Source organism: Rhizobium sp. USDA 3886 (genome assembly GCF_056279785.1).
In genome coordinates, this window is the sequence record NZ_JBWCDC010000001.1 from 3,883,812 (window position 1) to 3,905,275 (window position 21,464).

Genomic DNA, 21,464 nt, shown 5'->3' on the forward strand with positions numbered 1-21,464 from the left:
GGAGGCGGGAGGAAATGGATAGGCCCGAAGGTTCAGGCCTTCAGGAAGTCGAGCACGTCCTTGTTGAAACGGTCGGTATGCGTCTGGGCGAGGCCGTGGGGGGCGCCCTGATAGACCTTGAGAATCGAACCCTCGACGATCTTCGAGGATTCCAATGCGGAAGCGCCGATCGGCACGATCTGATCATCGTCGCCATGAATGATGAGCGTCGGTTTGTCGATCTTCTTGAGGTCGTCCGTGTAATCGACCTCGGAGAATTCGTGGATGCAATCCAGCTGTCCCTTCAACCCGCCCATCATTCCCTGCGTCCAGAAACTGTCGCGGATGCCTTCGGAGAATTTCGCGCCATCGCGGTTATAGCTGTAGAAGGGCGCCACGAGATCCTTGTAGAACTGCGAGCGATTTTCGAGTGTGCCCTTGCGGATACCGTCAAAAACTTTAAGCGGCAAGCCGCCGGGATTCTTGTCCGTCTTGAGCATCAGTGGCGGCACGGCGCCGACCAGCACGACCTTGGCGACACGCTTCGTGCCGTGGCGTCCGAGATAATGGGTGACTTCGCCCCCACCGGTGGAATGGCCGATCATGATCAGGTCCTTGAGATCGAGCTTTTCGATCAACTCGGCCAGATCATCGGCATATTGGTCCATGTGGTTGCCGTCCCAGGTCTGGCTCGAACGCCCATGGCTGCGGCGGTCATGCGCGATGACGCGATAGCCATTGTTGCCGAAGAAGACCATCTGCGCATCCCAGGCATCGGCCGAGAGCGGCCAGCCGTGAGAGAAAATAATAGGCTGGCCCTTGCCCCAATCCTTGTAGAAAATCTCCGTTCCGTCCTTCGTGGTAATCATCGACATGATTTGAGTTCCTCTTGAGCAGAGTTGATTTTCGGCTTGGCTTTGGTACCGGCGCCATGCGGGACACCGGATGGGAATGAGCGAAGCTCGCGGCTTCGCGCATGTCTGGATATAGAATGCACATGCACTGTCGGAATGGCTGCGCGATGCGCAGCAGTGTCGAGAAAATGTCCGGCAGCTGTTGGCTGCCATTACGTCAAATAACTGAATATTAAGCGGAACCGGACGCGGCTCCAGTATGCGGCGGAAGGATATTATCGCGCCGAATGCAAAGCAACGGGAAACAGCGGGCTAACTCCAAAGCATGATTCAAGAAACCGCTGGGGGCCCGGCTCCGAAATCAGCAAACGATAATCCTCAGCCTTTGGGCGGGCGGCATCAGGGCATTTATCGAAGGTTCGGCGCCAGCGCGGCAATTGCTTGCTCCGCGGCGCATACACCGCTTCCGTAGGCGCCGTGTGCGGTCGAGAAGTCCGTCGTATGCGTTGCTTCGCCTGCAAAGAACAGCCGATCGTCGAAGGGACGGGCGAGTTCCGAACGGGCGTCGACTTGTCCTGGCAGAGCGTGGCTATAGGCGCCGCCGATCGACGCGGTGCCCGACCAATCGGAAGCGACAAGGGGATGAAGGCAGCGGCGCACCGACGAGCCGAAAAGTTCGGCGAGCTGGTCGATCGCGCGGGCAAAGCCAGCGTCGGATCCGTCGGCCGCGATGGCCCGCGCGCCGGCCCCACCCAGAAAGCACTCGATCACCTGCGAGCCGAACGGGCGGATGTAGTAGGCGCCGGTCGCCGGATCGTGAGCATCACCTATAACATAGCTTTCGGGCGCAAACGGGCTGTCGCCGACAATCTCCAGGAAGAGTTTCTCATTACTGCCGAGCGGCAACCGAGCAGCAGCGTCACGCCATGGATCGAGCACCGATGGCCAGATGGTCGAGTCTCCGGCAAGAACATTTGTCGATACCGTGCAAATGGCAGCGCGCGGCCGAAGCGTGCCGCTCGATGTCCGAAGCGCAATACGGCGCCCTTCGAACGTCAGGGCTTCGATGGGTGTAGCCAGGTGAAGCTCGATACCGGCCGGAAGGCTCGACGAAATCACCGTGCCGTAGCCGGTCGGCACGCGCCAATTGCAACCGGTCGACGCCATGTTGTAGGCAGCATAGTCCATCGCGGAGATATGCTCGAGCTCGTCACCGCTGATGTATCCGCTCAGTGCCTGGAGATAGGCTATCCATGGGCTATCCGGATCCAACGCATCTGATGCGCGGTCGCTGACTGGGGGTGTCGTCGAAATCCGCTCGCTCCATCGCGCAAAGGCGCGTCCCGCTGCCTCCCGTTCCGCTTTCGGAAACCCCAGGTCGCGGAACTGCTCGCCCCATGCTGTGGGGCCTCGGTCGACCACGAAGCCCTTTTCCTCGGCGATGCGGGTCCATGGATTGCGGTCGGCGGAGTGAAGCCAGCCGCAGCCGAGATCGACGGCTGCTGCCGGCGTCTCATACGTCCAGGCGCGCCCTCCAAGGCGCGGCAAGGCCTCCAAAATCGATACAGAAAAGCCGCCTCCAGCCAGACGTCGTGCGGCCCCGATACCTGCAGCTCCGGCGCCGATGATTGCTATGTCTGGGTCTGAATTCATTGCGGGGGTGGACTCGATGTGGTCACGCATCATGCACCAGTCCAAGAATATGGCGCAAGCGGCCCAGGTTCGTTTGGTGCGAAAAGCCGGCCCACAGATGCCAGCCTTCTACCGTTTCGCGTTGGCAGGCGCAAAAGAAAAGCCGCCGGAGCGACTGAACTGACCCCCGAAGGTTGATGTCCAACTTTCGGGGGTCAGTTCAGTCGCTCCGGCGGCTCTGAAACTGGTAAGGGGCAATCTTCAGCCTTCCGGCGGGGACTCGATCATGCCGAGTGCGTGCAGGTAGGTATCGAGGATAGCTTCCTCTTCCATGCGCTCCTGCTCGTCCTTCTTGCGAAGAGCGACGACTTTTTTCAGGATTTTGGTATCGAAGCCCGTGCCCTTGGCTTCGCCGTAGACGTCCTTGATGTCGTCGGCGATGGTCTTCTTTTCTTCTTCCAGCCGTTCAATGCGCTCGATGAAAGCGCGTAGCTGATCGCGGGCGACGCCATGAGCATCGGACATCGTGTTCTCCTGATTTTCTCGTCTTGAATTCGGTGGGGAGTGACTGCCGCGAAGCTGCGCCGCGGTCAAGTCCAATCGGACGTGATGAACCTATTTGTGCGGCTTGTTCAGTTCAAATGCAGTTTTTTGCGCCTCCGAGGCTTCGTTCTGATGCAGATTCATCCAGTCTTCGTAGGGCATGCCGTAGATGATCTCGCGCGATTCGTCCTTCGACAACGGCACGCCCTCGCCCTCCGCGGCTTCGCGATACCAGTTCGACAGGCAGTTGCGGCAGAAGCCCGCGAGATTCATCAGGTCGATATTCTGAACGTCGGCACGTTCGCGCAAATGCGCGACGAGGCGGCGGAAGGCGGCAGCTTCGAATTCGGTCTGCTGCTTCTTGCTGAGTGCGGTCATCTCGCTCTCCTTCATTCGTAAGGGCCGGTGCGCGATACATGGACGTTGTATTCGTGCAGCGCCGGATCGGCATTCATGGCCGCGAAGATCGGAGCCAGGCGTTCGGCCCATTTGCAAACGCCGGCGTCGTTTTGGATCAGGTCCTGGCGGACCTCGAGCAGGGCATGCGGTATGCCGGTGACCATGCAGTGCCGGTACATCGTATCGCCTTTGAGCGCGCCGTCATACGGTTCGTTGTCGCCGATCATGAGATCGGGACTGCGCCTCAGCATGTCAAGCAGCGGGGCGACGGCGCGATGGTCGCTGTCCCAGAGGACGGCGGCATGCCATGGCCGCGGAACGCCTTTCCAGGCCGGCGTATAGGAATGAAGCGAGAGCACGAGCGGCGCCTTGCCGGTCGTATTGGCGACCTTGTCGATCGTCCCGGAGACGGCGTTGTGGTAGGGCCGGTGGAACTCCTTGATGCGGTAGTCCCACTCCTCATCCGCGATCGGATGATTGCCGGGAATGATCGCACCGTCGGAGATCTTCATGATCAGCGTTGGGTCGTCCTCGCCGCGGTTGGGGTCGATCAGAAGGCGCGAAAAGCCGCCGAGAACGGCCGGAACCCCCAGCCTCGCGGAAAGCTCTCTCGCCAAACCTTCTATGCCGATGTCATAGGCGATATGGCGGGAAAAGGCGGATTGGGGAAGCCCGAGCCTGCCATACCGCTCAGGCAGCCGATTCATTGCGTGATCGCCGAGAATCACCATGCCGCTGTCATGATTTCCAGGTAAAATTTCGAAAGGTTTGAAGGGGTTCATCAGGAAATGCCGATCGTCATTTGGCGCTCGCTGTCACTGATCGCATGCATATGGGGCAGGTTCAAGCGCGATACGGGGCAGCCTATGGCAGGTCGCCGTTCACGAGGAGGTTACGAAAGGAATATAATCGATTAGCATCGCGTTGACATTCGTTTGATGGCAGCGCAAGAAGGCACGGACAACGAATAACCGTGGGAGCCATTCGGAAGCCGTGTTGATGCAAGCCGCACCAAGTTTCCTCACCCGGTCCGGGATTGCCCGTTTCGCCTTGTTTGCATTCGCTGCCCTCTCACCGTTTTTCGCTGCCGATGCTGCCCGCGCCGATTTCCGCGTCTGCAACGGCACGCAGAACCTCGTGGGTGTGGCGATCGGATACCGTGCCAAGGACGGGTGGATCACTGAAGGCTGGTGGCAGGTCCCTGCAACGACCTGCGCGACGCTGATCGAAGGAGAACTGCAGTCACGATACTATTATCTCTACGCAGAGGACGCCGCCCGGGGGGGGCGTTGGACGGGTGACATCCAGATGTGCGTAGCGGAAAACGAGTTCAAGATCACGGGCGTGAAGGACTGCTATGCCCGCGGTTATCAGAGGATGGGATTCAAGGAATACGACACGGGCCGCCAGGGCAGCTGGATGGTCCAACTTTCCGACACTCCCGGCACGCAAGAAAGCCCGAATTGATGAAGCGTAACCGCAAAGTGAAAATCCTCGCGACGCTCGGCCCCGCCTCGAGCGACGAAGCGATGATCGAAAAGTTGCACCAGGCCGGTGCCGACGTTTTCCGCATCAACATGAGCCATGCAAGCCATGACGTGATGCGCACGCTGATCGAGCGCATACGCGCGGTAGAGGCGCGCTCCGGCCGCCCGATCGGCATCCTCGCCGATTTGCAAGGGCCGAAGCTTCGCGTCGGCAAGTTTGCGGAAACCCAGGTTGAGCTGAAGCCCGGCCAGACCTTTACGCTCGACAACAATGACGCACCCGGTGATGCAAGCCGCGTCTTCCTGCCGCATCCGGAAATTCTGGAAGCCGTCAAGCCGGGCCACCGCCTGCTGATCGATGATGGCAAGCTCGCATTGCGCGCCGAAAAGTGCGACGGCAAGAGCATCGTCACGACGGTCATCTCCGGCACGAAGATTTCGGACCGTAAGGGCATCAGCCTCCCCGACACGTTGCTCGGCGTCGGTGTTCTGACGGACAAGGACCGCATCGATCTCGATGCCGTTCTGGCGACCGATGATGTCGACTGGGTCGCGCTTTCTTTCGTGCAGCGCCCGGAAGATCTCGCGGAGGTCCGCAAGATCGCCAGGGGCCGGGTCGGCCTGATGTCGAAGATCGAAAAGCCGCAGGCAATCGAGCGCATCGAAGAAATCATCGAACTCTCCGATGCCTTGATGGTTGCCCGCGGCGATCTGGGCGTCGAGATGCCGCTCGAATCCGTCCCGGGCATCCAGAAGCAGCTGATCCGCGCCTGCCGCCGCTCCGGCAAGCCGGTCGTCGTCGCGACCCAGATGCTGGAATCGATGATCTCAGCGCCGGTGCCGACGCGCGCCGAAGTGTCGGACGTTGCGACCGCCGTTTTCGAGGGTGCGGATGCCGTCATGCTTTCGGCTGAATCCGCCTCGGGCGACTATCCGGTCGAAGCCGTCGCGACGATGGCGTCGATCGCCACCGCCATTGAGCGTGAACCGCATTATCCGGGCATCATTTATGCTCAACGCGCCCAGCCGGAAGCGACCGGCGCCGATGCGATTTCGCTCGCCGCCCGTCAGATTGCCGAGACGTTGAAGCTTTCCGCGATCGTCTGTTACACCTCGTCGGGCACGACGGGGCTGCGCGCGTCGCGCGAGCGTCCGCAGGTGCCGGTTCTGGCGCTCTCGCCGATCATCAAGACGGCCCGGCGGCTGGCGATCGTCTGGGGTCTGCACTGTGTCGTCACGCACGACGCGACGGACCTCGACGACATGGTGAACCGGGCCTGCCGCATCGTCGCCGGCGAGGGTTTCGGCAAGCCGGGCGACCGTATCATCATTTCGGCTGGCGTGCCTCTCGGAACGCCCGGCGCCACCAACATGCTGCGCATCGCCTATATCGGCTCCGATGGCCAAAGCGGCATCTGATCCATTTGCGTTCAATCGAACAAAAGCCCGTTGCTTTGGAAGGCAACGGGCTTTTTCGTTTTCGGCTTGATCGCGGTCCAGGCAAATGCAAGCTTCCGGTATCCGAGCTCTGGAGGGACTTATGGATATCGTCACGCTTTTCGCTTTCGCTGCGGTTTCCTTCGTCGGTATCGCGACGCCGGGGCCGACCGTGCTCCTGGCGCTGACCAATGGGTCGCGTTACGGTACGCGCCGGGCGATCGCCGGCATGGTGGGTGCCGTGCTTTCCGATTTCGTGCTGATCGGGGCTGTGGCGATCGGTCTCGGCGCGCTTCTTGCGGCCTCCGAGTTCTGGTTCTCGGTGCTGAAATATGCGGGTGCTGCCTATCTTGCCTTTCTCGGCATCATGATGCTGCGCTCGAAGGGAACGATCGATACGACCGTGAAGGCGGAGGCCGCCGGCGGCGCCGGTTCGGCCTTTGCGATCGGACTGAAAAGCTTCACGGTGGCGGTCACCAACCCGAAAGGCTACCTGTTCTTCTCGGCCTTCCTGCCGCAGTTCATCGATCCTTCGCTGCCGCAGCCGGTCCAATATGCGGTGCTTGCAGTCATCTTCGCCTCGCTCGATTTCGCAATCATGTTCGGATACGCCATCTTCGGCTCGCAGGCTGTCCGCCTGCTCGAGAATTCCGGCGCCATGTGGCTCGACCGTATCAGCGGCGGAGCACTCATTGCGCTTGCCGGATCGCTGGCATTTTATCGGCGCGCGACCACCTGAATTACGGCAGGGAAACATGCCCGACGCGATAGATCTGGTCGCCGTTGGAGATCAATGGCATGTCGCGATAAAGCGTGAAGCGTACAAGGCTCCAGCCGGACGGCTCGAAGGCGGATATCAAAGCCAGAACGCCGCCTCGTGCCGCTTCCGCATGTGACCGCGCGACCTCCTCCCGGCGGATTTCGGCAAGCGGTGCGTAGGGAGGGATCGGCAGGATATCGCGGCTTGCAAACTTTGCGGCTCTCAAGTCCGCCACCTCGGCATTCCATACGATCCAGTGCCTTACCTGCGGCCAGCCGAAAGACTGCGTCAGCGCCTCGAAGCCCGGTCCTGTCAGGAAATCGCTCGCGCCTTGCGGCTTCTGCCAAAGATAGAATGGCGCATAGAGGTTCTCCCGGCTGCCGAATTCGCCTTTGCGCGCGCTGAGATAGGCCTTGAATCCGAGATTCGGGAAGCCGTCCAGCATCGGCCCCTTGTCGCGGATCCGGCGATCGATGATCGCCATATCGTAGTCCGAAGGCAGGGTGAAGCTGTATTGCATAGCGATCATCGGGACGTCTCCATGGACTCGAAGGCGCGACGTTCCCAACCGGGTTCGGTCATCTGCGCCTTGCCGCCGCCGAACGACCATTCGTCCTCCGACGTAGTCGTCACGACGATCATCACATCCTCTGCCTTCAGGCCCGGCGACTCGCCAAGGAGTTCGACTGCTCGCTTGAAGAACGCCTTACGGGTTTCCGTTGAACGTGGCTTTCCCGCGGTGATTGCGATGAGTGTGAAATCATCCGAGCGAGGGCCGCCTAGATAATGCCGGTCGAAAATCAATTCGCCGGGCTCGTGCTGATGAATGATTTGAAAACGATCGTTCGGAGGGACGTTAAACGTCTCGATCAGGGCGCGGTGAATACTGTCTGAAAGCGCATGGAGATAGTCTGGCGACTTGCCTTTCAGGAGGGAGATTCGAACGAAGGGCATTTGTGCCTCCTTATCGTGAATTCTTGACAGGAGGAGCATCGCACGGCACGATAATGCATAAAATCAGAATTTTTTGGACAAATAGTCCTGAAAAATAGGATTAAGCGATGCGCAGGACGATCTTCGACCTCGATGTACTGCGAACCTTCGCGACCGGAATGGAACTCGGCAACTTCGCCAAGGCGGCGGATCGGCTGGGGCGCTCCACGTCGGCCGTCAGCGCGCAGTTGAAGAAACTGGAGGAGCAAGCCGGTACGCCGATTTTTCGCAAGGCGGGCCGTGGTCTGGCGCTGACGGAGGCGGGCGAGACGATGCTCGCCTACGCCCGGCGGCTGCTCGAACTCAACGATGAAGCGGCAGCGGCCGTCCACAGCGTCGAGCTGGAAGGCTGGGTGCGGCTTGGCCTGCAGGAAGATTTCGGCGAAAACCTGCTGCCTGATGTTCTCGGCCGTTTTGCCCGCGCCCATCCGAAGGTGCGGATCGAGGCGCGAGTCGTTCGCAACGCGGAACTGCTCGAACGGGTCACGACAGGAAAACTCGATCTGGCGCTAGCCTGGAGCGATCGAACCCTGACCGCACATTGCGAAAAGATCGGCGAGGTGCCGATGCGCTGGATCGGTCCTGCCGTAGGCGAGCCCGGCTGGAATGCCGCAAGCGGCGAGCCGCTGCCGCTCGCCTCGCTGGAGGCGCCATGCGTGCTGCGGACAGCCGCGACCAATGCGCTCGACCGCGCAAACATTGCCTGGCGGCTGGCCTTCGTTAGCCCCAGCCTCGGCGGGTTGTGGGCTGCGACTGCGGCCGGGTTGGGCGTGACTATACGCACACCGATCGGGTTGCCGGCAAAGGTGAAGCCGCTGAAGCCCGCGGCACTGGGATTGCCGGAGCTACCGTCGCTAGGCCTCGTGCTTCATCGCGCGGAAGCCGACCCCGATCCGGCGACGGCACGGCTTGCTTCCATCGTGCTGCAGGCGGTGCGCGAGGCGATCTTAGATTTTGTGCCTCAGCGAACACCGGAGAGTGCGTAGGCGGTGACTTTCAATTGTGCATGAGCCCAATCACCGTGGCAGCATCCGCCGGAATGCGGCAGCGGCCATCGCTGCCAACTGTTCGTGAATTTCTTTCCGGCTACGATCCCCTGTTCCGTCGCAGAGTGGTTCTTCTCCCTCTTTCCGAAGGATGTCCGGCGCGTCGTTTTTGCATTCGCTGAAGGCGTCGTATTGCGTGGCGTCGGGCACGGTGTCGTAATTTGCAGTGGCGATTCTTCCTGCAAGGCCGGCGGCGTTGAGCCCGGGCCAGATGGTGTCGGGATTTCCGAGATTAACGATGTCGACCGGAACGGAGATATCGGCCAGACTTTCCGGAGTGAAGTTCGCGCTTAGTTCGGGATCGACAAGGAAGATCGCCTTGATGCGGCTGTCGAGATGGGAGCGGGCGAGGCGGCTAGCATCGACAGCGCGGAGATCGACACCTGTTCGCGCGAAATCGGCGCAATCCACTCCTGTTCCGCCAGGATCGCAGGAACGCATGAAATTCTCTGAGTCGAAACGTGCGCCGGCGAGCGCGAGAGCGGACGTGCCTCCGACCAGGAAGCCGAGCACGCCGACCCTCTTCGTATCGATCCGGCCCGACAGGGACATATCAGCTTCGATGGCGGTGAGTGTCGCTGAAAGGTCTGCTGGCCTTAGCCAGATCTCGTCCAGGAGTTCTTGCGGCGCCTGGGTGTGAGGGTCCGGTTGCCTGAGCATTGCTACGGCAAAGCCGCTTGCGGCCAGTCGCGACGCCATCCATGCGCCGATATTCGGACCTGACTTCAACCCGCCGTGAGAAAGGAGGATGAGAGGCCAGGGGCCTGCGGCGGCGGGAGCGTTAAGCCGCGCGGTGACGCCTTGGAAGAGGGCGTTATCGCCTATCAGCATCTCCGTTCCGCCCGCAGTCGGAGGATACCAGAGCGTGATTTGAATCGTTTCGTGCCGTTCGGGAACAGGGACGGAAAGGTTGCTGACGCCGACTATGTCGGCAGCCTTGATCTGCGTCAGAGGCAGCATTACGACAGTAGCCGCCGCAACGAGAAGAAGAAGGGTATGTTTCATATGAAGGCCTCGGGCTTGGAGACCGCTACGCAGCGGCCTTAGCGATTTGCGTCACAGTCCACGCGGTCGCGACCTCGAACATAATCAAGGTCGTTCACAATCGTGATCTGGGGCGGGCACCCCGAGGAATTGCCGACCCGAAAAGGTCGCAGAATCATTGTCGCGCGACCGTTTTCTGAGGTCGAAGCCTGAAAATCAGGATGCGCTGGTCAAGCTATGTGGGCGAGTAGGGCGTCTCAGCCGAAACGTGCTAACGCTGCGGCAAAGACGTGCGTATCGACATTGCCGCCCGATGTCACTGCGATGATATTGTCGCTTTCAAGCGCGTCGCCATGGAAGAGCGCGGCAGCGAGCGCGACCGCCCCGCCGGGCTCAACGACAATCTTCAGCCGCTTGAAAGCGAGCGCCATAGCCCTCAGCGCCTCCTCGTCGGTGACGACGATGCCGGCGCCGGCGAGCCTCTGCAGGATCGGGAAGGTGATCTTACCGGGTTCCGGTGTCATGATCGCATCGCAGATCGTGCCCGTCATCACTGCGTTGCGTTCGATCTTGCCGGAGGCCAGCGAACGCGTGGTGTCGTCGAAGTTCTCCGGCTCGCAGGGCCGCACGGTGAAGCCCGGCGCGCTTGCCTCAAGCGCCAGCGCGATGCCGGACGTCAGTCCGCCACCGCCGCAGGGAACGAGGACTTCCGCCGACTTCACGCCTTCTTCATCTGCCTGCTCGGCAATTTCAAGCCCGGTCGTGCCCTGTCCGGCAATCACCAACGGTTCGTCGAAAGGCTTGATCAGCGTCAGGCCGCGTTCCGCCGAGAACCGGGCGCCGATCGCGTCGCGATCCCCATTTTCTCGATCGTAAAGCACTACTTCGGCGCCAAACGCGCGGGTATTGTCGATCTTCAGTGCGGGCGCGTCCGACGGCATGATGATGACGGAGGGAATGCCGTGAAGCTTTGCGGCAAGGGCGACGCCCTGGGCATGGTTGCCGGAGGAAAAGGCGATGACGCCTTTCGCACGCACTGCAGGATCGAGGCCGGAAACGGCTGACCAGCCGCCGCGGAACTTGAACGACCCCGAATGCTGCAGACATTCCGCCTTCACGAACACATGCCTTCCGGCAATCTCGTTAAGGAACGGAGAGGAAAGAAGCGGCGTTCGCCGTGCATGGCCCCGGAGGCGGGCGCGGGCGGCGACGATCATTTCAATGCTGGCCATTATGAGCTCTTTCGGCTGATGGTTCGCCCATGCATATGATGCCCGCGATCCCTTGTGAACGCCGATTTTGTCACGGTGACACAAAAGCCGGCACTTTCGCATCAACGGTGTCAGCCCTGCCGCTGCGCCGCCGGAATTCTGTGGGACTGGTGCCGGTCACGCGCAGGAACTCGCGATTGAAGTTCGATTTGCTGATGAAGCCGGAATCAAACATCACGCGCGTCACCGGTTCATCCGTCGTGATCAGTTGATCGCATGCCGAGCGGATGCGGAATTCATTGACATATTGCGAAACGCTGACGCCATGGATGCGATTGACGGCAATCGATACGCGGCGGGCAGGCAGGCTCATCTTTCGGGCGATACGGTTGAGATTGAGCTCGGGATCGCGATAGATCTCGCGGGATTGCATCAATGCGTTGAGGGAGGCGGCAACCGCGCCGTCCTTTTCCGTCGGCATCGTTGGCGGGGCGGGGGGCGTTTCCCGGCTCTGCTCTTCAGCCGGTTGGCCGCCGCTGGCGATGGACGCGGCGCCTCCGAGAATGAGGAGCGTGATGACGTTTCCGAGTGCCACGATGGCACCGCCATGGGTGCCGCCAGTACGGTCAAAATCCAGACTGATGAAGATATCGGCGAACGCCGCGGCAATGAGCGCCGCTGCGGTGGTCAGGAGCGAACGATAGGAAAGCAGCGCGCCGTCCAGCCGCGAGGCGATCAGTCCGTCCGGGCCATGGCGCGCGAGCCAGAGCAGGGCGGCTCCGTAGCCAAGGAAGATGAGGATCAAGGCAAGGCCCATCGGCTCGTGCCAGAAGAGCAGTAGCGTGGCGACGAGAATCGCTGGAAGGGCGTGCGGCCACAGCCGGGCGAATGAGGGAGGCCCTTCCAGCGTAAGGCTCCGGAAACTGACCCAGGCAAGTGCGGCGATCATAGCGGCCAGAATGGCCTGCGCCGGCATGATCGCGAGGACGTTGTAGCCCCAGCGAATTCCGATCAGCACGGACTGCAGCGCATAGATGCCGATGAGAACCAGGAATGGCCGCTTCTCCGGCGCATGCCAGTCCTCCTGCCGCAGCAGACGGATCAGCACAATGAAGAGCAGCAGGGCAACGACGAAGGGAAGCGGAATAAAGATCATGAGGCGGCGTCCGGATGGATGGGTCGATATCAGCACGAAAATGGCCTCGATCGCAATTGCGGGCGACCCGGATCACGATTGAGGTCTCAACAGGAAGGGCAGGAGGTCACTTTCTTCGGGCCAGTCGCTTCGACGGCGCCATCAAGGAAAAAGCCGATGTCGATAATCCTGTCCATTCCCCTGTTTTTCATGATGCTTGTTTCCAGTTTCGCCGATGTGAGGCCGGTCGGCGAAACCTTCGATATTTCCAGCATCCGCACGATCGTGATCACTGGCGACGCAAGCTCGATCAAGATCACCACAAAGTCGGATGAGCCCTATCGCACGGGGACCAGCGGGCGTCGGAGCGGCTGGTTCTCATCCTGGTATTCGAACTGGTTCTTCAATATCTGCAAGGACGAAAGCCGCGTGGAGCTCGAGGGTGCGACCCTGACGATCGATGTGATGATGTCGGCCTGGAGCGACATTGCCGATTGCTCGCCGGAAGTGTCGGCCAATATTCCGCCCGGCAGCGCAGTGCGCATAGAGCAGCAGGCGTTCATGGCGAAACTGAGCGGCGACTTCGCAAGCCTTGGCACATCGGGAAAGGCTGCGGACATCACGCTTGATGGCCACGCTTCCGCAGTCGATATCTCCGGCGCAGCGGTGCGCGCGAGCCTCACCTACGATGCCGTCAAACGCGACGAGAAGATCGAGATCGCTGCACAATCGCTCGATGCCTATCTCGGCTTCGGCAAGGACGTGCCGGTCGATTATACCGTGACCGCCAAGGCATCCTACATTGACAGCCTCGTTCCGAGTGTTCCGGGCGCACGCCCGCTGGTGAATATCAGAGGCGATTATGTACGCGCCCGGATCCGCTGATGCGGCAGGCGGCTCAATAGCCGTTTGCCGAACCCTCGGTGGCGCGGCTGTCCATCGCACCGTAGTAGCGTGGGCTGCCACCCTTTTCGATATCGGAAAGGCTCTTGCCGCCGACAAGGATGCCGGCCGCCTGGCCCCATTGGGGCGGGCCGCTGCCATCGTCGAAGCTGTAGCCCATTGCGGCGAGCGTCTTTACCGTATCCGGAGACAGGGTATAGGGTTCGAGGTAGATCTTGTCCGGCTGCCATTGATGATGAATGCGCGGTGCATTGACGGCCTGGCTGATGTCCATGCCGAAGTCGATAACGTTCAGGATCGCTTCCAGCGTGATGGTGATGATGCGTGAGCCGCCGGGGCTGCCGATCACCATGAAGGGCTTGCCGTCCCTGGAGATGATCGTCGGGCTCATGGAAGAGAGCGGCGTCTTCTTCGGCGCGATGGCGTTGGCCTCGCCCTGGACAAGCCCGTAGAGGTTCGGCACGCCGGGCTTTGAGGTGAAGTCGTCCATCTCGTTGTTGAGCAGGATGCCGGTGCCGGGGGCGACCACTCCGGCGCCGAAGGAACCGTTCAGGGTATAGGTCACGGCGACCGCGTTGCCCTCGTCGTCGATGATCGAATAATGGGTCGTTTCAACGCTTTCCTTGGCGCCGAGCGGCTTCAGGTCGGCGGATTTGCCGGCCTTGTAGGGATCGGTCTTCTCACGGATTTCCTTGGCATAGGCTTTGTTCAGAAGCTTCGAAACCGGATTGTCGACGAAGTCCGGATCGCCAAGCGCGGCGTTGCGATCGACATAGGCGTAGCGCATCGCCTCGACCATGGCACGGACTGTCTCGGCCGAGCCGTATCCCATGTAGGAAAGCGGGTAGCCCTCGAGCACGTTCAGGATCTCGCAGATGATGACGCCGCCGGAAGAGGGCGGCGGCGAGGAGACGATGTCATAGCCGCGGTAGTTGCACTCGACCGGCTTCAGTTCGCGCACGGCATATTGCTCGAAATCTTCCTTGGCGAGCACGCCACCTTTCGCCTGGCTTGCCTTGACGATCGCCTCGGCAGGTGCCGCCTTGTAGAAGGCGTCCGTGCCCTTCTCGGAAATGCCGGACAGCACGGCGGCGAGTTCGGGCTGCACAAGCTTTTCTCCGGCGGAGTAAGGCTTGCCGTCCGGCTTCAGGAATATCCTTGCGGCGGCCTCGTCTTTCGCGAGCCGCTTGGCGCTGGAGGCGAGGGTCGCGGCGTCGCCTTGTTCCAGCGTAAAGCCTTCCTTGGCAAAGCGGATCGCAGGCGCCAGCAACTCGGCACGGGATTTGGTGCCGTATCTTTCGCGGGCGGTCTCGAAACCCATGACCGAGCCCGGCACGCCGACGGCGAGATAGCCGTCCAGGCTGGCGCGCGGAACGATATTGCCCTTGGCATCGAGATACATGGTCTTCGTGGCCGCAAGCGGAGCCCGCTCGCGGAAATCGAGGAAGGTCGTCTTGCCGTCCTTGAGCCGGATCGTCATGAAGCCGCCGCCGCCGATATTGCCCGCCGTCGGATAGACGACCGCCAGCGCGTAGCCGACCGCCACTGCCGCATCCACGGCATTGCCGCCGCCTTTCAGGATTTCGACGCCGACATCGGTCGCCAGATGCTGGGCGGTGACGACCATGCCGTGTTCGGCTTCCACCGGCGCAGGTGAAGCCGCAAAAGCAAGCGCGAGCGGCGAGGCAACGAAAGCAAAAACAGTGAACAGCGAAATGGCTTTAATGCGCAGGCGTTCCATTATTCCCCTCCAAACTATCAAATTATGCGAAGGGATATGGTTTCGTTTTCACAGCGCGCAAGCCCACTCAGGCAGCAATTGCGCTGCCGCCTGAGAGCCGTTCTTCGGCCTTGCGCGCCGCGGCTTGCAGATCGCGCGGCATTCCAGCGATCTTTTCAAGCGCGGCAATGGCGACATCGGTCGCGAGATAGTCAGGCTTATGGCCGACTCCCCTGATCCTCACCAGTTCCGAGCCGGCAATGTCGCGGGCGAGGGCTTGAGAATGGAGGTGCTCCAAGACGATGCCGTCGCTGTCGCCGGTAATGATGACGGTCGGCGCCATGATGCGAGTATAGAGGGGCGATTGCGCCTTCAGATATTCGAGCAACCTGATGAAATCGGTGGCGTTGGCATGAAATGTCTTCGGTCGCAACACCAGCGATGGCCCAGTCTTCGCGATGTAATCGGCCGGGCGCGGGTTGGGCCGGAAGACATTGAGCGTGACCTGTTCCAGCCGCCACAGGCCCAATGGCACGACGACGACGCGATTGAAGAGCCAGCCGATCAACGGCGCGGTTGCGATATGGTGGTACCAGTCGATACCTCCCGGCCAAGGATGCGTTGCCGGGGCAAGGAAGAGAAGGCCGGCTGTCTTTTCCGGGTGATGCACGCCAAAGGCCGCGGCGATCGCGCCGCCGAAGGAGTGGCCGACGATGATCGCCTTTTCAATCCCGCGCTTCTCCATGAGCTTCGCGATCGCATCCGCCTGGCCGGAGGGAAAGGCGTTTTCCGGCCCGCCGCGTTCCGAATAGCCATGCCCGGGGCGATCGGCGAAGAGCATTTCTGCGCGGCCCTCGAGCGGAAGCATGAAGGCCCCGGTCTGGTCGAGCAGATTGCCGCTCGCACCATGGATAAAGACTAGCGGAGGAAGATCGGCGGTGGCGGGGCGGGGGATGTGGACGGCATTCAACTTGTAGCCGCCGATATCGGTCAGTTCGCCGGCATTGGGAAATGCGTGTTCGAACTGGCGGGCTTTGTAAGACGAGTAGCCGACGGCGGCAGCGATGGGGGCGAGAAGGGTGGAAATTTCGGCAAGCATGGCTTTGAACCGGCAACAGTTACGGCACCGATTCTAAGATTGCGCATGCCGGTCCGGCGTCAAGGTCATGTCCGGCTTCCGGCGAGTTTTTCGGACAGGGTATTCGCCTGCTGCTGCGCCGCGCGATTTGCGGGATAGACCTCCAGGAAGCGTTCCCAGGCTTTCAGGGTCAGTTGGTCATTGCCGGACATATTGAGAATCGTCGCCAACCCCGAGAGCGCACCGAAGTGGCGCGGCTCGAGATCGAGCACCTGCTCGATATCTGACATCGACTTCCGATAATTGCCCATGGCGTAATTCAGCGTCGCGCGGCGGTTCCAGCTTTCGGCATAGTCAGGTTTCAGCGCGATCGCCTGATCGAGGAAATCGAGGGCCGCAGGACTGCGCTTTTCTTCGATCGCCTTGTCGGCCCACTGCATCAGCAAGTTCACGGTGGCGCTGCCGGAATCATTCCATTCGAGGCGTATTTCCTCGGCAATGCTGCTCGCCTTGTCGGGATCGCGCTCGCGCTTCAGCTGGGCATAGAGATTGTCGAGACGCTGTTTCGGGGAGGCGTTGGCATCCGGCTGCTCGACGATAACCTCCTTCTCCGCGGCGGCGGCAGGAAGGGCGGGAGCGAGGAAACCGAGAGCAAGCGGCAGTGCCGCGCAGGTCAAAGCAAAAAAGCGCATGGCGGACAATGTAGCCCGCCAGCGCCGAAGATCAAAGAAAATTTGATGTGATCACCGAAGCGACCCGCCGAAAAAGCCCACTGCGCGCAACGCGCAGGCGCAATCCGGCTCACGCTATGATCAGCCCTGACGAGCCTTGAAGCGCGGGTTCAGCTTGTTGATGATGTACATGCGGCCCTTGCGGCGAACCAGACGGTTGTCACGATGGCGAGCCTTGAGCGACTTGAGCGAATTCTTGATCTTCATTTTTCTGATCCGCGATCTCTGTGGGGGAATTTCACATTCGCCCGTATCTTTTAAACAATCAAAAAGCGCGTCTGTGCGCGCTCTTTAGGTTGGCGTGCAGATAACCCGGCCTCATGTCTGTGTCAACCGCATGAAGGCTTTTTCTCGGGCAAAAACCTAGGCTTTTCCCGTGAGCACTGTCACATGCCCCATCTTTCGGCCGGGGCGGGATTCGGTCTTGCCATAGAGGTGGACGAGGGTATCTCGCCGTTTCAGCCAATCAGGCAGGCCTAAAATATCGTCACCGACGAGGTTCTGCATCACACAATCGGAGTGGCGGTCCGCATTGCCGAGCGGCAGGCCGCCGACGGCGCGGATGTGCTGCTCGAACTGCGAAACGACGCAGGCTGCCTCGGTCCAGTGGCCGGAATTGTGGACGCGCGGCGCCATCTCGTTAGCGATCAAGCCGCCGTCTGCGAGAACGAAGAACTCGATTCCGATGACGCCGACATAACCGAGTGAGGAGAGAATCGCTTCCGCCGCCTGGCGCGCCGCCGCCGCGGTCGCATCCGAGATCGAGGCGGGCACCGTCGAGGAGTGCAGAATGCCATTGCGATGCACGTTTTCCGCCGGATCGAAGGCGACGACGGTGCCGTCCGCTGCGCGGGCGGCGATGATCGAAATCTCGCGCTCGAAGGCGACGAAGCTCTCCAGAATCAGCGGCACGCCGCCAAGGGCGGCAAAGACGCCTTCGGCGCTGTCGGCTGCGGAGCGGAAAACCTTCTGTCCCTTGCCGTCATAGCCGAGACGCCGCGTCTTGAGCACACCCTGGCCGCCGAAGTCTCTCAGCGCTGCTTCAAGCTCGCTTTGGCTGTCGACGGCATGGGAGCGCGCGGTCGGAATGCCGCATTCATTGATGAAGCGCTTTTCGACGAGGCGGTCCTGCGCCACTTCCAGCGCCTTTGGCGGCGGGTAGACGGGGACGTCTTTCGCAATTGCTTCAGCTGCCGATACGGGCACGTTCTCGAATTCATAGGTGACGACGTCGCAGGCCTTCACCAGTTCTGCCAGCGCTGCGGGATCGTCGTAGGCCGCAACGATCTGGTTGTTGGCGGCCTGCGCGGCGGGACAATCGGCCTGGGGTTCCAGGATGATCGTGCGGAAGTTCAGCCGTGCTGCGGCCATCGCAAGCATGCGGCCGAGCTGGCCGCCGCCGATGATGCCGATCGTCTTTGCCGTCATAGGTTGTCCATCGGATATTCGGCAATCGAGGCGCTCTGGCGCTCGCGGTATTCATCGAGCCGCTCGGCGATATCCTCGTCCGAAAGCGCAAGAACGGCGGCCGCCAGCAGCGCCGCGTTGATCGCGCCGGCCTTGCCGATCGCCAGCGTGCCGACCGGAATGCCGCCCGGCATCTGGACGATGGAAAGAAGGCTGTCCTGGCCAGACATCGCCTTCGACTGGACGGGAACGCCGAAAACCGGAAGCGGCGTCAGTGCGGCCGTCATGCCGGGAAGATGGGCGGCACCACCGGCACCGGCAATGATCACCTTGAAGCCCTCGTCACGCGCGTTCTTGGCGAAGCTCACCATGCGGTCCGGCGTCCGATGCGCTGAAATAATGCGCGCTTCATACGGGATTTCCAGCGCCTCCAGCGTGTCGGCGGCGTTTTTCATGGTCTCCCAGTCGGACTGGCTGCCCATGATGATGGCGACGGGAGGTCTGTCTGTCAGCGTCAACGGCATTACCCTTTCAGGCGATGATATCCGGAATGATCTGGTCTTCCAACTTGGTCAGCTTGTCCTTGATGGCGAGCTTCTTCTTTTTCATGCGCTGGATGCGCAACGCGTCGCATCCCATGGCAATCATGGCGTTTATCGCGGCGTCGTAGTCCTCGTGCTCCTGACGCAAACGCGCTGCCATGAGCCTGATTTCCGCCTGTTCCTGATCGGCCATTCGTATTCCCCATAGTCGTCTTCGGACGTTGTCCGGCCTGCCGATGATTTCCGCAAGCTCCTATCACCAAATAGCGGTAACGGCTAGTTAGTGCTGATCATGAATTTGCCACCTACTGACCATGTTTTCGCCTTCGACAAGGATTCGAAAATATGTCACATTCCAAAAGTTGACGCCTAGAACCCCAGCGATGGATGGCTGGGGAAGGCAAGAGGAAGGAAGGGTCAAATGACTGTTCAAGCTCATCTTGAGTCACTCGAAAAAAAGCATGTAGCTCTTGAGGAGGAGTTACATTCGCTGATGGTATCCCCCTCCAGAAAAGACACCGAGATTGCGGATTGCAAGCGCAAAAAGTTGCGCATCAAAGACGAAATCCAACGTCTGAAATCATCCGTTCACTAAGCAATAATGCGGATTGCCGGCGCGCTGATCCTGCAACGCAAAGAGGATAAAATCCAACATTTCAATGGGTTAGTAATAGCCGGCGATTTTTGAAAAATCATGCGCCAGTCCCAAGCAGTGCGGAGTTGGGCTGGCGCATTTCTATTGGGCGATCGGCCTCACGTCCAGAATTGATCAAGCCACAGATTGAGCTTGTCGAAGCCGCGGTTGTTGACCGCATAAATACGTTTCGTGCCTTCGGAGGTCACCGACACAAGGTTGCTGTCGAGCAGGGCTTTCAAGTGCTGCGAGACCGCCGGCCGGCTGATTGGAAGGCTTTCGGCGAGTTCGTTGACCGTTCTCGGCGCGCGCCTCAACTGCTCCAGCAGGAACCGCCGGTTCGGGTCTGATATCGCGGCGAAAGGGTCGGTGGTCGACATGGCAAAAAGCTACGTCAAAGGCAGCTTCCGGGCAAGGAAATTGTGCGCCGCAACCGAGCGGCGTCCGCTGGCGCGCCGGGACTTAGAATCCGAGCCCCTCGTGTATGATCAGAAGTGCTGCGATCAGTGCCATCGCATACATGAACGGATAGAATATCTCCGGCTTCATGCGCTTGACGCACCAGGCGCCAGCAATGGTCGCGAGCGGCACGAAAGGCAGCAGCGTCGCCGATGTCACGAGGTTCTTCGTGTCGAGTTGGCCGAGTGCGAAATAGGGAATGAGTTTCACCGCGTTCAGGATGGCAAAGAAACGCACGCTGGTGCCGGTGAATTCGCGCGGCGGCAGTTTCAGGGGCAGGGCATAGATCTGAAACGGCGCGCCGCCGGCATGGGCGACGAAACTGCCATAGCCGGAAAGCGTGCCCCAGGCGCTCGCAAGCAGGGGGCGCTGGCCGCGTGGCAGGGCGACCTTTCCTGCGCCGGGGCCGAAGTTGTTCCAGAAATAGCGGGCGCAGAAGAGTACGGTGACTGCACCGATGACCACGCGCAGGACGTTGCCGGGCACCAGTGCGGATGTCGCCCAGCCCAACGCGATGCCGAAGAGGGCACCCGGCAGCATGGTCTTCAGCGTCGTCCAGTCGCCATGCTTGCGCCAGACGACAAGCGAGATCATGTCCATGAAGATCAGGATCGGCAGCAGGATGGCGGCTGCTTCGACAGGCGAGACAACCAGCGCCAGAATGGGGACGCCGATCAAGGCTAGTGCATCGCCCATGCCGCCTTTGGCGAGGCCGACAAGCAACACGGCGGGCACGGCGGCACAAAAGAATGACAGTTCCGGCAGCATGCTTTTCAAGTCCTCCCCTTGCCAGCCCCCTCTAACGGAATTACTCACACAAAACGAGTGTGGATTTGCCGCCTGCGGCGAAATCCGCTGAAATTGGAAAGAGTTCATGACCGGACCGGAAAACCGCTGCCGCCTTGTCCTGATCGTCCCGGACATCGCGGATGCCGACGAGCAGGCAAACATTCTCGCCAACGCGCTGAAGGGCGGCGACGTTGCCTCGGTGATCGTGCCGCAATACGGGCTCGATGCCGGAGCGTTTCAGAAACATGCCGAGAGGCTGGTTCCGCTCATCCAGAATGCAGGTGCAGCGGCCCTGATTGCGGGCGACAGCCGCATTGCCGGACGCGCGAAGGCCGACGGCTTGCATTTGACGGGTTCAGCCGCCGAAATCGCCGAGGCGATCGACAAATATGAGGGCAAGCTGATCATCGGCGGCGGTAAAGCAGCCGACCGCCACACGGCTTTGGAGATCGGCGAGGCGCGGCCGGACTATATCTTCTTCGGCAAACTCGACGGTGACATCAAGCCGGAGGCGCATCCGAAGAACGTTGCGCTCGGCGAATGGTGGGCCTCGATGATCGAAATTCCCTGCATCGTCATGGGCGGCACCGATCCGGCTTCTGCGCTCGTCGTCGCGCAGTCGGGTGCCGAGTTCGTGGCGCTGCGCCTGGCGGTGTTCGGCGAGCCGGGGCAGGCCGCTTCGATTGTCGCTCAGGTCAACGCACTTCTTGACGAAAAAGCGCCACGGTTTGAGGATTGATA

General features: G+C 60.8%; 26 protein-coding genes. 7 read left to right on the forward strand and 19 right to left on the reverse strand.

The window, feature by feature from the left end; translation table 11 throughout:
* Positions 1-32 precede the first annotated feature (32 nt).
* The 5 genes from ACZ9BX_RS19410 to ACZ9BX_RS19430 all read right to left on the reverse strand — a co-directional run bounded on the left by ACZ9BX_RS19410 (position 33) and on the right by ACZ9BX_RS19430 (position 4,189).
* Positions 33-854, reverse strand: a complete 822-nt coding sequence (locus ACZ9BX_RS19410; protein WP_476219678.1) for an alpha/beta fold hydrolase — start codon at positions 852-854, stop codon at positions 33-35.
* 387 nt (positions 855-1,241) lie between these two features.
* Entirely contained in the window at positions 1,242-2,486 is a 1,245-nt protein-coding gene (locus tag ACZ9BX_RS19415; protein ID WP_476219679.1) for a flavin monoamine oxidase family protein, read from the reverse strand.
* Between the two features lie 240 nt (positions 2,487-2,726).
* Complete coding sequence (locus ACZ9BX_RS19420) at positions 2,727-2,990, reverse strand: DUF2312 domain-containing protein (protein WP_476219681.1); 264 nt, start codon at positions 2,988-2,990, stop codon at positions 2,727-2,729.
* A 90-nt stretch (positions 2,991-3,080) separates the two neighbouring features.
* The gene (locus ACZ9BX_RS19425; RefSeq protein ID WP_476219682.1) at positions 3,081-3,386 is read right to left on the reverse strand and encodes a DUF1244 domain-containing protein; all 306 of its coding nucleotides are present in this window, start codon (positions 3,384-3,386) and stop codon (positions 3,081-3,083) included.
* Between the two features lie 11 nt (positions 3,387-3,397).
* Positions 3,398-4,189, reverse strand: a complete 792-nt coding sequence (locus tag ACZ9BX_RS19430) for an N-formylglutamate amidohydrolase (RefSeq protein WP_476219683.1) — start codon at positions 4,187-4,189, stop codon at positions 3,398-3,400.
* 217 nt (positions 4,190-4,406) lie between these two features.
* On the opposite strand from ACZ9BX_RS19430, the gene ACZ9BX_RS19435 reads away from it, so the two are divergent.
* The 3 genes from ACZ9BX_RS19435 to ACZ9BX_RS19445 all read left to right on the forward strand — a co-directional run bounded on the left by ACZ9BX_RS19435 (position 4,407) and on the right by ACZ9BX_RS19445 (position 7,070).
* Entirely contained in the window at positions 4,407-4,874 is a 468-nt protein-coding gene (locus tag ACZ9BX_RS19435; RefSeq protein ID WP_051336433.1) for a DUF1036 domain-containing protein, read from the forward strand.
* Entirely contained in the window at positions 4,874-6,313 is a 1,440-nt protein-coding gene (pyk, locus tag ACZ9BX_RS19440) for a pyruvate kinase (RefSeq protein ID WP_476220073.1), read from the forward strand. The genes ACZ9BX_RS19435 and pyk overlap by 1 nt, the downstream gene beginning before the upstream one ends.
* A 121-nt stretch (positions 6,314-6,434) precedes the next feature.
* A complete protein-coding gene (locus tag ACZ9BX_RS19445; protein WP_476219685.1) occupies positions 6,435-7,070 on the forward strand; it encodes a LysE family translocator in 636 nt (211 codons plus the stop codon).
* 1 nt (position 7,071) lies between these two features.
* Here ACZ9BX_RS19445 and ACZ9BX_RS19450 read toward each other — a convergent pair whose 3' ends face one another.
* Entirely contained in the window at positions 7,072-7,620 is a 549-nt protein-coding gene (locus ACZ9BX_RS19450; RefSeq protein ID WP_476219687.1) for a DUF4865 family protein, read from the reverse strand.
* A complete protein-coding gene (locus ACZ9BX_RS19455; RefSeq protein WP_476219689.1) occupies positions 7,617-8,045 on the reverse strand; it encodes a tautomerase family protein in 429 nt (142 codons plus the stop codon). The genes ACZ9BX_RS19450 and ACZ9BX_RS19455 overlap by 4 nt, the downstream gene beginning before the upstream one ends.
* Before the next feature lie 107 nt (positions 8,046-8,152).
* Here ACZ9BX_RS19455 and ACZ9BX_RS19460 point away from each other — a divergent pair, with 107 nt between their 5' ends.
* A complete protein-coding gene (locus tag ACZ9BX_RS19460; protein WP_476219691.1) occupies positions 8,153-9,070 on the forward strand; it encodes a LysR substrate-binding domain-containing protein in 918 nt (305 codons plus the stop codon).
* 30 nt (positions 9,071-9,100) lie between these two features.
* On the opposite strand, the gene ACZ9BX_RS19465 is transcribed toward ACZ9BX_RS19460, so the two are convergent.
* The 3 genes from ACZ9BX_RS19465 to ACZ9BX_RS19475 form a co-directional block, all read right to left on the reverse strand.
* Complete coding sequence (locus tag ACZ9BX_RS19465) at positions 9,101-10,135, reverse strand: alpha/beta hydrolase family protein (protein ID WP_476219692.1); 1,035 nt, start codon at positions 10,133-10,135, stop codon at positions 9,101-9,103.
* 236 nt (positions 10,136-10,371) lie between these two features.
* Positions 10,372-11,346: a threonine ammonia-lyase gene (locus ACZ9BX_RS19470; protein WP_086995122.1), complete on the reverse strand. Its 975-nt coding sequence runs from the start codon at positions 11,344-11,346 to the stop codon at positions 10,372-10,374.
* Between the two features lie 70 nt (positions 11,347-11,416).
* Positions 11,417-12,481, reverse strand: coding sequence for a helix-turn-helix domain-containing protein (locus ACZ9BX_RS19475; RefSeq protein WP_476219694.1), 1,065 nt, complete (start codon positions 12,479-12,481; stop codon positions 11,417-11,419).
* A 156-nt stretch (positions 12,482-12,637) separates the two neighbouring features.
* Here ACZ9BX_RS19475 and ACZ9BX_RS19480 point away from each other — a divergent pair, with 156 nt between their 5' ends.
* Positions 12,638-13,345 carry a hypothetical protein gene (locus ACZ9BX_RS19480; RefSeq protein ID WP_132562609.1) on the forward strand — a complete coding sequence of 236 codons (708 nt, stop codon included), beginning with the start codon at positions 12,638-12,640 and terminating at the stop codon, positions 13,343-13,345.
* A 13-nt stretch (positions 13,346-13,358) separates the two neighbouring features.
* On the opposite strand, the gene ggt is transcribed toward ACZ9BX_RS19480, so the two are convergent.
* The 7 genes from ggt to ACZ9BX_RS19515 form a co-directional block, all read right to left on the reverse strand.
* Complete coding sequence (gene ggt / locus ACZ9BX_RS19485) at positions 13,359-15,104, reverse strand: gamma-glutamyltransferase (protein WP_476219696.1); 1,746 nt, start codon at positions 15,102-15,104, stop codon at positions 13,359-13,361.
* Positions 15,105-15,171: 67 nt separating this feature from the next.
* Positions 15,172-16,182 carry an alpha/beta hydrolase gene (locus ACZ9BX_RS19490; RefSeq protein WP_476219698.1) on the reverse strand — a complete coding sequence of 337 codons (1,011 nt, stop codon included), beginning with the start codon at positions 16,180-16,182 and terminating at the stop codon, positions 15,172-15,174.
* A 65-nt stretch (positions 16,183-16,247) separates the two neighbouring features.
* Positions 16,248-16,862, reverse strand: a complete 615-nt coding sequence (locus ACZ9BX_RS19495; protein ID WP_476219699.1) for a hypothetical protein — start codon at positions 16,860-16,862, stop codon at positions 16,248-16,250.
* Positions 16,863-16,973: 111 nt separating this feature from the next.
* The gene (ykgO, locus tag ACZ9BX_RS19500) at positions 16,974-17,099 is read right to left on the reverse strand and encodes a type B 50S ribosomal protein L36 (RefSeq protein WP_003542835.1); all 126 of its coding nucleotides are present in this window, start codon (positions 17,097-17,099) and stop codon (positions 16,974-16,976) included.
* A 156-nt stretch (positions 17,100-17,255) separates the two neighbouring features.
* A complete protein-coding gene (locus ACZ9BX_RS19505) occupies positions 17,256-18,320 on the reverse strand; it encodes a 5-(carboxyamino)imidazole ribonucleotide synthase (RefSeq protein ID WP_132562603.1) in 1,065 nt (354 codons plus the stop codon).
* Positions 18,317-18,811 (reverse strand): 5-(carboxyamino)imidazole ribonucleotide mutase, encoded by a 495-nt coding sequence (gene purE / locus ACZ9BX_RS19510; RefSeq protein ID WP_027508066.1) that lies wholly within the window; start codon positions 18,809-18,811, stop codon positions 18,317-18,319. Before purE ends, ACZ9BX_RS19505 begins: the two co-directional genes overlap by 4 nt.
* Before the next feature lie 19 nt (positions 18,812-18,830).
* On the reverse strand, positions 18,831-19,034 hold the full coding sequence (locus ACZ9BX_RS19515) for a YdcH family protein (RefSeq protein WP_027508067.1): 204 nt from the start codon (positions 19,032-19,034) through the stop codon (positions 18,831-18,833).
* Between the two features lie 228 nt (positions 19,035-19,262).
* Between ACZ9BX_RS19515 and ACZ9BX_RS19520 the strand changes: the two genes are divergently transcribed.
* Complete coding sequence (locus tag ACZ9BX_RS19520; protein WP_086995105.1) at positions 19,263-19,436, forward strand: YdcH family protein; 174 nt, start codon at positions 19,263-19,265, stop codon at positions 19,434-19,436.
* A gap of 158 nt (positions 19,437-19,594) precedes the next feature.
* Here the strand turns inward: ACZ9BX_RS19520 and ACZ9BX_RS19525 are convergent, their stop codons facing one another.
* A complete protein-coding gene (locus ACZ9BX_RS19525) occupies positions 19,595-19,855 on the reverse strand; it encodes an ArsR/SmtB family transcription factor (RefSeq protein WP_027508068.1) in 261 nt (86 codons plus the stop codon).
* A gap of 82 nt (positions 19,856-19,937) precedes the next feature.
* Positions 19,938-20,702 carry a sulfite exporter TauE/SafE family protein gene (locus ACZ9BX_RS19530; protein ID WP_476220075.1) on the reverse strand — a complete coding sequence of 255 codons (765 nt, stop codon included), beginning with the start codon at positions 20,700-20,702 and terminating at the stop codon, positions 19,938-19,940.
* A gap of 106 nt (positions 20,703-20,808) precedes the next feature.
* On the opposite strand from ACZ9BX_RS19530, the gene ACZ9BX_RS19535 reads away from it, so the two are divergent.
* Complete coding sequence (locus ACZ9BX_RS19535) at positions 20,809-21,462, forward strand: thiamine phosphate synthase (RefSeq protein WP_476219701.1); 654 nt, start codon at positions 20,809-20,811, stop codon at positions 21,460-21,462.
* Positions 21,463-21,464: the final 2 nt, after the last annotated feature.